Consider the following 12,058-nt stretch of genomic DNA (forward strand, 5'->3'; position numbering starts at 1 on the left):
AATGGCGAATAATGATGGGCGTCGCGAGGTCGTACAAGACCCGCTCGCTCAGAACCCGCGTGAGCAGCGCCCTGATCGTTCGCTGCAAGTATCTAACATCCATGCACCGCATACGCCTAGCGCGCAGAGCCTGACTAGGCAGGATGGTCTCAGTGAGGCGATGTCCGGTGTTGAAGGTATTCTCGCTAAAGAGTTCGAGAAGAAGAAAGACGACTGGATCACTGAAGGCAAGGTCGCGTATCAGAGCGGCGTGACGGAACAGCAGATGCTCGAAACGGGCAACGCGTTCACTGCACAAGGCTACCGTACGCTTCAGGCTCGCGACACTGTGAACAAGTGGTTCACTAACCAGACTATCGCTCTCGACGAGAGCGACAAGCAGTTGGACCCTGCGCAGTATCAGGAGAAGCTGCGCAAGGGACGTGCGGAAATTCTCTCAGGCTTTACTGACGAGACTTCACGCAAGGTTGCGAGCGCGGCGTTCGAGGATATGTCGCCACGCCTTGCGTCTGCACATGCCATCAAGAACAGCGAGTACAATCGCGGTGAGCGTATCAACGCGTTCACGACTACGCTGGCTTCTACGGCACCTACCAGTGCAACGGCATCTAGGCGAGAGCCCGGTCAGCCGTTGGCACTGTCGCCTATCCCTGTTGCTCCGGTCCTGTCGATCAGCGCGAAGGATCGCGACGTTGGTATCCGCACCATGCTTGGCGAGGCCGCCAATGAGGGCGCTGACGGGCTGGCCGCAGTAGCGCACGTCATGCGTAACCGCGCCAGTGATGGCCGCTGGCCGTCTACAATCGAAGGCGTTGCGCTTCAGCCGAAACAGTTCTCGGCTTGGAATGCCGGGCCGGGCGGGAACAACATCCCGTACAATTATGGACCCGGCAACCCGATCTATGAACGGGCAGGGCAGGTGTTCGATGCTGTCATGAGTGGTCGGCATGTCGATCCGACTGGCGGCGCTACGCACTACTACAGCCCGGCTGGAATGTCCAAGCTCGTCGCTGACGGCGATCAGTCTAACGTCGTCCCTAGATGGCTCGAAGAAGAGACAGCGCGGGCCGGTGGGCGCATCAAGATCGGTGGGCATATCTTTGTCGGCAAGGCTGGCGCGGCAACTGGTGCCGCTCCTGCCGGGCTTGTTGAGCAAGGCAACATCGACCTGAATGCTCGACCGACTGTGAACAACGCAGACGGTACGATCAGCACTGTGCGCTCTATCTCCATTGAAGAGGACGGCAAGCAGGTACTGATCCCTACCGTTGTCGGTGACAAGGTTGTCTCTAACGCAGACGCTATTGCGGAGTACCGGAAGACCGGGCAGCACCTTGGCAAGTTCAAGTCCGTCAAGGATGCGAACGCGTACGCAGAGAACCTGCATCAAGATCAGGCCAAGCAGTACGGCAAGCCTGCTCAGCAGGTTACGGCTACGTCTATTGCTGCCGGTACTCCCGGCGACCTTAATGCGGTGCCTGCGCAGGAAGGCACTGCGCAAGTCGGTACGGCTCAGAGGGCTGGCGCTAACGAAGTACAACAGCTTATCAACGGCTACAACGGCCTGAACAAGCAGGACAAGGCTACGGCTGTTGCTGATGCGATGCGTCGTAGTCTCGATGCTGGTGACGACACGTTGTTCCGTGATGCTGGTGGACTGGCTATGCTGCACTCGCTCGGCGCTAAGCCGAATGAGATCGACGAAGTTATCAAGGCGCATAAGCGTCACGGCGACAAGCAGCAGACTGAGTTCAACGTCGGACGTGAGAAGTTCCGCGACGATATCATGAAGCGTGCTGAGAGCGGAGAGAGCAGGGATACGATCCTTGCGGACATCGACAAGGCTCACAACGAAAATATCCTGAACGATGCTAACGCGCGTGCCCTAGCGCAGTCCGCTCTTGACAAGATCAGGGCGGAAGGCAAGGACACTTCCAAGCTGGGCAACATCGACATGCTCAATGAGCTTGGTGGATTGTACCAGCAGATCGCTACAGGCGGGGACTTCAAGACGTTGGCTGCGCAAGGCAAGGCCATCGCTGAGAAGTACGGCGCTACCGAGAAGGACGTGCAGCACGTTGTCGGCAAGATGTTCTCCGACAGCCAGCAGTACCAGAACTCCATGCGCTCCGAGGCCAAGACGCTGTTAAAGACTAAGGCTGAGCAGGACGGCATCAAGGCTGGTGTTGCCCGTGCAATATCGCAGGGCTACGGCCTGAGCACTGTTACTGGAAGCGTCAAGAGCACGAACGATAACGGTCAGCCCGTAACTGTGACTGCCGAAGAATACGGCGTGCAGCAAATCAAGGACAAGTGGGCGAAGCAGTATTCCGATGCTGTGAGCGCAGGCAAGATGACGGCTGAGCAGGCGAAGCCTGAGCTTGAGCGCAAGGTCATGCTTGAGCTTCAGAACCACAACGTCGTTGATAAGCAGACGCAATCACAGTTGGTCGGCGCGCTCAGCGGGAACATCGTTGACAAGGGCGGCACTCTCAAGAAGGGAGCAGTGCAGGCTTACGACACATGGCTCACGCTGAAGACGACGCCCGGCATCACGCCAGCGTACCTGTCGAAGGTCGTTGGTGACGACCAGACGCGCACGCTCTTGGAGCACGCGTTCTTGCTCGACGCTGGCGACCTGTCCAAAGAACAGGCGCTGCTCAAGGCGCACGAGTTGCTGAATGATCCGAACCGCGATCCGCAGGACAAGATCAACAAGGATGTTATCTGGCGTCAGAAGATGGACGTGGATATGAAGAAGACTTTGTTGGAGCGAACTGATCCTGGCTTCCTGAGCCGATTGTTAAACACTGCTGACCGGAGCGAGCGAGAGCGCATCCTGACGAACAACAGGACAGCGGAGAACTACGTGAATGCTCGTGCGGACGCGTACCACTTCCAGAACCCGAACGAGCGCGCGGAAGTGTCGCTTGAGAAGGCGCTTCAGGATTTGCAGGCGCACTCGACGCCAGTTATGGGCAACCTCATTATCACCAAGCCCGGTAAGGAGCTTGACAAGACGATGGGCGTACAGGGCTTCGGTCCTAACGCATCGCAAGATGCTATCTCGTCTTTCCTGCGTAAGAACGGCCCGGCTCTGTGGGGCAAGCTGTACACCGACCAACAGTCCGGTGCAGTCGCCAGCACGATCAAAGCCGCTGGCGATCTGGAACGCGGACTGAGCCCGCAGGGCATCGCTCGCGCGGTTGCGCCGGGCACGTTCGATAGTCCAGACAACTACAAGAACGAGAGGCCGCACGATCCTCCGATGTACATCACGTACAACGCGGAACTAGGTGTGCTCACTGTTGACCTGTACAAGGACAAGGACATGAAGCAGACGCTCGGTGCGCCGAAGCACTTCAATGTCAAGAGCATTGGTGCGGAGTACACGAAGGAGCAGACCCAACCCGGATCATGGGCAAAGGTCTGGAACTCCATGTTCAAAGGTACAGCGAAGGCTGTGAAGGATGCCAACGACTTTGTTGGTAGGACGAACGCATTCGATAACTAGAAATCAACCGGCTGGCCTGCGCTTCACGCGTGGGCCAGCACAAGGAGTACTATGGCTGGATTTGAAGACCCGGTAGAAGACCCGCAAGGTCTATTACCGGCTGCTGGTGGGATGCAGATCACGGCGTCGGAAGATGACCTGATCGGGCGTGAGCCTACCTCTAAGACTGTTCGTCTTGAGAACGAAGCGAACATCGTAACGATTGGCGACCACACTACCGATGACAGCCTTGCTGTCTTCAACGACAGTGTGATGAAGTCGTTCACTAGCGGCGGCAATTGGGCGTACCAACTGTACAAGCGCGGTGAGCGCGAAATGCTTTCCCCTGCGCCTGATCCGGCCTTCAACGCTGACAGTTTCATTCAACGGCATCGCGCGGTTATTCCGCAGCATCTTGAAAGCCAGTTCAGACTGGCCACGTCAGACATTGAAGCCAACCTGATCCTGTCTGACATGCAGGACGAGATCAGCAAGCAGGAGATACTGGCTCGACGCGGAGGCTTTAGCACCTTCGTTGCCGCTGGCCTGTCTGGCATCGTTGACCTTGATACGCCGCTGGCGGTTCTTTCCGGTGGTGCATCTGCTGGCTTCAAGGGCGGCATCCTCGCAACGAAGTGGGGACGCCTCGCTAGCTCTGCTGCATCAGGCGCGTTGACGCAGGCCGCTGCGCAGACGATTGCGTTCGAGGCCGGGACCACTGGCGACTGGACTAGCATCCCTGCTGCCGGGCTCGGCGGCATGGCATTCGGGCTGGCTGGCGGTGCGTTGAAGAAGAACCGTACTGAGGTTCATGCGAACGCGAGCGTGGAGAAGGTAGCTAAGGAGTTCGACGAGTACGTTGCTGACGGCGCACCGCTGGCGCAGCGCGACATCCGCTCCGAGACGCACATGCACGATGACGTGTACGGCACACGTGCTATGCAGCAGGCCGAAGAAGAGTTTCCGCAGGAGACCATCGTGCTACCTTCTGACAAAGAAGGCGGTGTGGGCACTGTCATCAAGCTCTCTGATCTTGAAGCTGCTCCTGCAAGTCCTGGCGATAACGTTGCGACCGCTGGCGCTACCATGCGCGACGTGCAGGGTGAGAACGGCGGCTCAATCGGCGCTCGGCAGCTTCAGGCGCAAGGCTCCCTCGCGACCATTCAGAGCAAGCGCATCACTGACATGATTACCAAGGCGCGGCGCTGGCTGTCTAGCTCTGGCGTCGAGCAAGAGTACAATGAGAAGTACAGCGGGTTGAGCACGAAGGGGCAGGCTGGCGATACCGTCGCCAAGGCTGGCGCTCGCTTCCATGACGCGCTGGCATCATCGCCGCTGGCTAATGACTTCGACCGCATGTGGCGCTCCGGTTCGTCGGTCGCGAAGCGACTGGCGTATGACATCTTTGAGAACGCGAGCGGCGTTGTTCGCAACAACCGATCCGCTGCGATGCTGAAGGATCACTACGAGAAGCAGTTGCTTGGCTCCTTCATGCCTGCGTACGAAGACGCAGTGAAGCTGTACGCCAAAGAGAACGGCCTGTCGTGGTACGAGCGCGTGACGAACAGTGCGAAGCGTGAAGAGTTCAACAGGCAAGTCATCACCGAACTGAACGCACGTAAGTCTGATCCTCCCGGAACACAGCGACAGCTACCGGAGAGCGTGCGAGTTGCGGCTGACGCGGTTGATCGTTGGTCCGCTCTCGACATCGAGATCGGCAAGGGTCGCCCCGGCGAAGGTAGCATCAAGGGCTATGAGAACCTAACGGCGTACTCCGGGTACTATCCTCAGAAGTGGAGCGGATCAAACATCGAGAAGCTTATTCGCACTGGCCGCAAGTCGGTAGACGATATCACCAAGGCTGTGTCAGAGGCGTACGTGCACATGCACGGTATGTCGAAGGATAACGCTGACACGTACGCAGCAGCGATGGTGCGGCGTGCTCGCGCAGGAGAGCGCGGCACGGACACGAACCTGATCGGTATCCTACAGCAGGATGGTCGGGAGTTTCTGCGCGAGACCTTGTTGTCGAACGGTGTGTCTGATCATGAGGCGAACAAGCTGATCGATACGCTTACTGGCGAAGCCGCGAAGCGCGGACAAGCCGGTCACACGAAGGGACGTATCGACCTTGACCTTCGCTTCACTGCATCAAACGGTATCAACCTGCTCGACCTCGTTGACACTGACGTAGCGCGGCTAATCTCGCGACGTGCTCGCGGTACAGCGGGTAGCTCTGCACTGGCTCGTAAGGGCATTGCATCACGGACTGATCGTGCTGACATCAAGCAGGCTATCTTGGAAGAACAGTACGCTCGCGGTCACAGCAAGCAGACTGGTGCTAGCGCACTCGACAAGTTCAACTACGCGATAGACAGAGACAAGCATCTGACTGGCGACGACATCGATAACATGTTCTCGTACTTCGATGCAGGCCCTGTCGCTGGCGGCATCAGTCCGCTGTACTCGAACATCAAGAAGGCAACGAACCTCGCCCTGCTGAACCAACTAGGTCTGACGCAGATGGCTGAGACCGGAGCGCAGATCGCGAGTGTTGGTTTGCGTCGATGGTTCGATCATGCAGGCCACGCTATTCGCGGTGACGCTGTGAACCCGACCTCAGAGTTGGTCAAAGAGCTAAAGCACATGCACGTGCTCGTGCCCGAAGAGAAGCTGTTCCGAGACGACTTCAATCTTGAAATGGATCGGGCAGGGCCAGCGCAATCGGAGTTGATGCAGAAGCTGTCATCGGTTCTGAACCACGGTCAGCGTCTGCAAGGGTACACGTCTGGCTTCTACGCGGTGCGCAACTTCCAACAGCGTGTCGCTGTTACATCCGCTGCTGACAAGATCATGCAGAACATGGCAGGGCTTGCGCATGACCTCAGTGCTGAACGTGCTGCGGACATCGGACTTGATCCTGCATTGTACTCTCGCATTCAGCGTAAGTACGCGAACCCGGTTGCTGTCAATCAGCACGCCACGCGTCCGCCAATTGTTGAGTTCAAGGACGGTACGCTGCACAAGCTGAACCTCGATAAGTGGGACGCTAAAGACGTTGAGGACTTCTCGCTCGCGTTGAACAGGCATGTGAACCAAGTCGTACAGAAGGCGATGGCAGGCGAGAGCAGCATCCTGTTCCACAAGGACGGTATCTCGTCTCTGTTCTTTCATCTGAAGGCATTCCCAATGCTCGCTCTGGAAAAGCAGGCAGGCCGCAACTTCAAGTTCGCGGATGGTGAGGCTGCGTACACGTTCCTTGCAGGGCTCGCGACTGCGGCTGCTGCGTACGGTGTGAAGCAGGCCATCAACGGCAGAACGGAGAACCTATCTGTTGACAAGCTCGCGCGCGGTGCAATCGGTCTGAGCAACATGACGGGCTGGCTTCCAATGTGGAGCGATCCAGTTGCGACCATGCTCGGCATGGATGCGCTGAAGTTCAACACGTACAATCAAGGCATCGACGGTAACGTGTTCAGCACTCCTGCTGCGCTCACGACGCTGAACAGAATGTCCAACATCGCCGCGATACCGGGGCACGCAGTTACGGGCAATCTCTCGAACAACGATGTACGCGCGCTGCAAGCAACGCCGATCATCGGCAACGCGTACGGCTTTACAGCCATCTTCAACGCACTGAAACAATAGACGTTCTCAGATAGTGACCCTTGTACCTCCCTATTAGGAGATACAAGGAGTTACTATATGTCCTATTCAAGGGTCATAGCTACAGGTGACGGCGTGACCACGCAGTTCGCTGTGAACTTCGCACTGGACTTCCTAAACGAATCGGACGTTACGTGCAGGGTTGGCAACGAGGTTGATGGCAGCAACAATCCGCTGTACCGGCCGATCACCTTCCTTTCTACTAATCTAATTAAAGTGTCTGGCGCCCCTGCTGGTAACGGCGTCAAAATCGTATTCAGTCGTACCGTAGACAAAGGGATACTGCGAGTAGACTACCACGACGGCGATCAGCTTGATGAAGACAATCTTATGATTGCTCAGAAGCAAGCTATGATGGCCGTGCATGAAGTGCTGGACGGTCGCTTAACAGCGTTCACCCAGGACTTAGATGCAGGTGGCTTCAGCATCGTAAATCTACGAGAGCCTGTAGAGGCGTCTGATGCTGCTACTAGGAACTTCGTTCTTACACAGAGCGGCCCGGCCGCTGCTGCCGCTGCTGCTGCCTCTGCCGCAGATGCGGCTACCTCTGCATCTGACGCGTCGTCAGACGCGACTGCTACTGCCGCACTGTACGCCGCATTCGGTGCACTGTACCTCGGTACTAAAACTGCTGACCCGGCTCTGGATAACAGCGGAGACGCACTAGCTATAGGCGCTCTCTACTGGAATAGAACAGCAGGATCGCTGCGCGTTTATGACGGTGCCGGATGGAAGGCGTACTCGCCTAGTGCAGCAGCGTCAGATTTTGCGACCGTCGCAGATGCGAAGGCCGCACCGTCGTCACTCGACATCATACGCACCAACGGTAATCTTGCTTTGGCAGATCGTGGCGGCGCTACGTACTTGCAGGTTGCGACTGATCCTGCTGAGCCTGGATCGTTCGCACTGACTAACGGACGCTACGCGAAAATCCTAGAGCGTTATATTACGCCGCAGATGTTCAAGACGGCAGCGGACGCCGGTAACGATGCACTCATGATGCAACGCTTCATGCAGTACGCTATTGAAAAGGGCGGTGAAGCTATCATCCCGTACAATGGTACAGGAGGCTATAACTTCTCCACTACATGTTCTGTTACTGCGCCTACGTTTACACGAAAGAAGTTCGTGGCGGATGGTGCAACCATCAAGACGGCAGGAGGCATCTACGCCTTTCAAGTTACTGGCGGTGGATACTCTGGCGGATTGACGTTCGAGGACTTCTGCCTCGATCAGCAGGGTAATGCAGCAGCACTTGGCGGATGGCGTGTACAGCAGTCTGGCAACATCGTATTTCTACGTCCGACAATTCGTGCAGGTGGTGCTAACCCTGGAGTGTACAAGGGCTTCTATCTGAAGCAGTCCGTAAATTCTAATCCTGATACAGGAGCATTCTGGACTACAATCGAGCAGCCGGAAATCTATTCGGTTACGACGGACAGTGTAGCATTCCCGATCTATATAGAGGGCGATGCCAATAGGACGCGCATCATTGGTGGTGAGTTCAGCACGTTCGACTACGGAGTTTACTTCGATGGGACGGTATCACCGCCCGGTAGTGCTAACGGCGTTGTTATTGACGGACTTGACTTTGAAGTTGGTGTAGAGGCGATACATTATCGCGGCGTCATCGGAGCATCCGACACTAGGCCGCTCGGGTTGCGCATCGTTAATTGTACCGCTGAAGGTACAGTTGGAACATTTCTTAGACTTCAGAACGTCGATCAGAACAGTATCGCACCTATTCACTTGTCTGGAAACTACGTCGAGTGCGCAACGTACATCGACAATCCGAACAACGTGCGCATCAGTTCTACAGACTTCCCGCAGACGTTGGTTGGAACAGTGTTCGTATCTGGTACAAGTGCTTCTGTCGTATTCAGCAAGCCGCAGCCGAGTGCTAAGTACAAGGTTGACGTAGAGGTAACAGGTAGTTTCACTTGGTACGTCGATAACAAGACAGCGAATGGATTTACTCTGCATACGTCAGTCGGTCTTTCCGAGACGTTGATGTGGTCTGTAATTCGTCTGTAAACAAATCCACACTTCAACGGAGGCTGCTGTGCAGACCAACGACTACTTGGCCGCAGCAGCCTCATACGTTGCCGCGATGCTGGCTCTGTTCGTAGAGCACTCTAATACGATCATTCAGATTATGGGCTTCATCCTTCTCGTTGCACGACTGGTGCATGAAGTCCCGCGTGCGTATTCAACAGTGAAGAAATGGTGCGGTCTTGTCTAAGGGACCGGCTACAGAAGGACGACTCGGCGACCTGCATAACAGGGTAGCTGAAGTCATGATTAGCGCACTCGACAATATCGACAAGGCGCAAGAAGCGTACTCACTCATGGACGCTGAAGTCATCGCGGACAAGGGCATCAAGGAGCCGGAGCTTAATCCGGCGTTGCTCTCGGTCATGGTGCGCTTCCTCGACGCGAACAAGGTTACTTGCGCGCCGGAAGCTGGCAACGGCATGAGCGACCTTGAACAGCGATTGGCTGACAAGGCGAAGAAGCGGCGCTCCGTTGGGAACGTCGTGCATCTTACTGACGAATGAATTTATAGGGCTCGCGCGTTAGCGCGGGCCTCAGTAAATCCATAACGTGAAGGGACAGCATTGGCTGTAAGAGAGACTGCTGAGCAAGCTCTCGAACGTTGGCATCAACTAGAACTGCTTCAAAAGCACTATGCTGAGTTCGATGACTTCCTAGTCGATGTTATCGAAGACCTCATGGGCTTCGTCTGTACGGAAGTGCAGATCGACATCGGCAAATACATCGCGCACGGTCCTAAGTACCGCATGGTACAGGCACAGCGCGGACAGGCCAAGACCACTATCACCGCTGCGTACGCAGTGTGGAGCTTCATCCACGATCCAACTACCCGCGTGCTGATCCTATCGGCCGGTGACACTCAGGCTACTGAGATCGCCAATTGGGTAATTCAGATCATCAATGGAATGCCGGAGCTTGAATGTCTCAGGCCGGATAGATCGAACGGCGACCGTTCGTCGGTCGAAGCGTTCGACATCCACTACACTCTCAAAGGACCGGAGAAGTCTCCGTCGCTTGCGTGCGTCGGTATCACATCGAACATGCAGGGCAAGCGCGCAGACATCCTGATCGCTGACGACATCGAGAGCCAGAAGAACAGTCAGACGCAACATCAGCGTGCACGCCTCGTGCATCTTACGCTCGACTTCGCGTCGATCTGTTCTAACGGGCATATCATTTATCTCGGTACGCCGCAGAGCATCGACAGCCTGTACAACGGTCTGCCGGGACGAGGCTACGACATTCGCATCTGGCCGGGCAGGTATCCTACCGACGAAGAGTTAAAGGGCTATGGTCCGTACCTCGCGCCGTTCGTGCTGTCTCGCCTGAAGGCCGATCCGTCATTGCAGACGGGCGGCGGGCCGACAGGAGATCGCGGCAAGGCGATTGATCCGGTGTTGCTCGGGGAAGACATTCTTGTGAAGAAGGAGATCGACCAAGGCTCGGCGTACTTCCAGCTTCAGCACATGCTGAGCACTACGCTGTCCGATGCTGCACGCTTCCCGCTGAAGCTCGGCGCGCTACGCGTGCTCGCTTACGACCGCGAGAACATGCGTGCACCCATGACGATCAACTTCGCCCGCACTGATGACGCGCAGATCATTCTGCCGTCCGGTCTGCCGATCAAGGATCGCCTGTACCGCGTGAAGTCCGCAGAGGACTTCGGTGAGATCACTGGACTGCATATGTATGTGGACCCTGCTGGTGGAGGTCAGAACGGCGACGAGCTAGCTTACGCAATGACCGGCTTCTGTGCCGGGCGTGTGTTGCTGTTCGACGTGAGCGGCATCCACGGCGGCTACGACGACCTTCAGCTTGATTGGCTGACGGCTGCTGCTGTTAAGTGGAAGCCGAAGACGATCAGCATCGAAGAGAACTTCGGCAAGGGCGCGCTGTCTAAGGCGTGGCAACCTCGGCTGCTCAAAGCACTCCGCGACGTGAACCATTCGGTTGGTATTGAGGACGTGTGGGAGAGCGGACAGAAGGAGCTACGGATCATCGACGTGCTTGAGCCTATGATTGGCGCAGGCAAGTTCGTTGTGCACGAAGACCTGATCCAAGCGGATTGGGATGCGTGCCAGAAGTACAGCGCCGACAGACGCTCGACGTACAGTTGGCTGTGGCAGATGTCGCGCATCACTCGTGATCGTGGCGCACTGATCCACGATGACCGTCTTGATGCCATCGCAGGCTCTGCCCGCTATTGGGTTGAACTAGTTGCAATGGACGAGGACAAGTCCAAGGCTCAGGCCAAGAACGAAGCGTACCGGAAGCTCATGTCTAACCCACTAGGGGACGGACGGAAGTTGCCTGGACTGTTCGGTAAACAATTCCGCGCAGCTAACGCGCTAGACAAATTCAATCGCGGTCGCTTCTGACCGCACTAGGAGAACATATGACTGCAAAGAAGGAAGCTCCGGCTGTTGCTACGAAGGTCTCTGCGAACCCGGCACTTGTCGAGTTCCCGAATGATCCGTGGGGCATGACCGCAGAGCTTCGCAAAGCCGGACTGCGCGCCGCTAGCTCGGTGCGTGGTAACGACGAGAAGCACGCTCTGCTGCTCGCCACGCTGCGCGTGCTCGCTCAGCATTCTCTCGCGCGCCTTGAAGGCGATGCGGCTGAACTGCGGAAGACCTTGGAAGAGATCGCTGAGCGCGATGCTTCGGCATTCCACCGGGTTGTGAGCCACGGCGTTCCTGATCCGGCTGAGCCCGCTGCGCCGGTTGAACCGGCCGCTGAATAAATGAACGGGCTGCATCCGGTGAAGGAGTGCAGCCCGTCCGACGCGCCCCGGTAAGGCCCGAAAGCCAGTACAGGCGCTGTCTACCCGAAAGGTCCGATCTG

7 protein-coding genes are annotated in these 12,058 nt (G+C 56.7%); all 7 read left to right on the forward strand.

The window, feature by feature from the left end:
• Position 1: 1 nt before the first annotated feature.
• From AC0L2O_RS07955 to AC0L2O_RS07985, 7 genes are read left to right on the forward strand one after another with little or no spacing between them, the layout of a single operon-like run.
• Positions 2–3,514, forward strand: a complete 3,513-nt coding sequence (locus AC0L2O_RS07955) for a cell wall hydrolase (RefSeq protein ID WP_473369335.1) — start codon at positions 2–4, stop codon at positions 3,512–3,514.
• A 51-nt stretch (positions 3,515–3,565) separates the two neighbouring features.
• Complete coding sequence (locus AC0L2O_RS07960; protein ID WP_473369336.1) at positions 3,566–7,141, forward strand: hypothetical protein; 3,576 nt, start codon at positions 3,566–3,568, stop codon at positions 7,139–7,141.
• A 57-nt stretch (positions 7,142–7,198) separates the two neighbouring features.
• Positions 7,199–9,193: a phage tail fiber domain-containing protein gene (locus AC0L2O_RS07965; RefSeq protein ID WP_473369337.1), complete on the forward strand. Its 1,995-nt coding sequence runs from the start codon at positions 7,199–7,201 to the stop codon at positions 9,191–9,193.
• 28 nt (positions 9,194–9,221) lie between these two features.
• A complete protein-coding gene (locus AC0L2O_RS07970) occupies positions 9,222–9,401 on the forward strand; it encodes a hypothetical protein (RefSeq protein ID WP_473369338.1) in 180 nt (59 codons plus the stop codon).
• Positions 9,394–9,717, forward strand: a complete 324-nt coding sequence (locus tag AC0L2O_RS07975; protein ID WP_473369339.1) for a hypothetical protein — start codon at positions 9,394–9,396, stop codon at positions 9,715–9,717. The genes AC0L2O_RS07970 and AC0L2O_RS07975 overlap by 8 nt, the downstream gene beginning before the upstream one ends.
• Before the next feature lie 60 nt (positions 9,718–9,777).
• On the forward strand, positions 9,778–11,592 hold the full coding sequence (terL, locus tag AC0L2O_RS07980; protein ID WP_473369340.1) for a phage terminase large subunit: 1,815 nt from the start codon (positions 9,778–9,780) through the stop codon (positions 11,590–11,592).
• A gap of 17 nt (positions 11,593–11,609) precedes the next feature.
• Complete coding sequence (locus AC0L2O_RS07985; RefSeq protein ID WP_473369341.1) at positions 11,610–11,957, forward strand: hypothetical protein; 348 nt, start codon at positions 11,610–11,612, stop codon at positions 11,955–11,957.
• Positions 11,958–12,058 lie beyond the last annotated feature (101 nt).

It is taken from the genome of Bradyrhizobium sp. Kon10, from assembly GCF_055807395.1.

Excerpts from the sequence above, each read along its gene's own strand:
- AC0L2O_RS07960 (WP_473369336.1), top strand. The coding sequence starts at position 3,566 with ATGGCTGGATTTGAAGACCCGGTAGAAGACCCGCAAGGTCTATTACCG.
- AC0L2O_RS07985 (WP_473369341.1), top strand. The coding sequence starts at position 11,610 with ATGACTGCAAAGAAGGAAGCTCCGGCTGTTGCTACGAAGGTCTCTGCG.
- AC0L2O_RS07965 (WP_473369337.1), top strand. The coding sequence starts at position 7,199 with ATGTCCTATTCAAGGGTCATAGCTACAGGTGACGGCGTGACCACGCAG.
- AC0L2O_RS07955 (WP_473369335.1), top strand. The coding sequence starts at position 2 with ATGGCGAATAATGATGGGCGTCGCGAGGTCGTACAAGACCCGCTCGCT.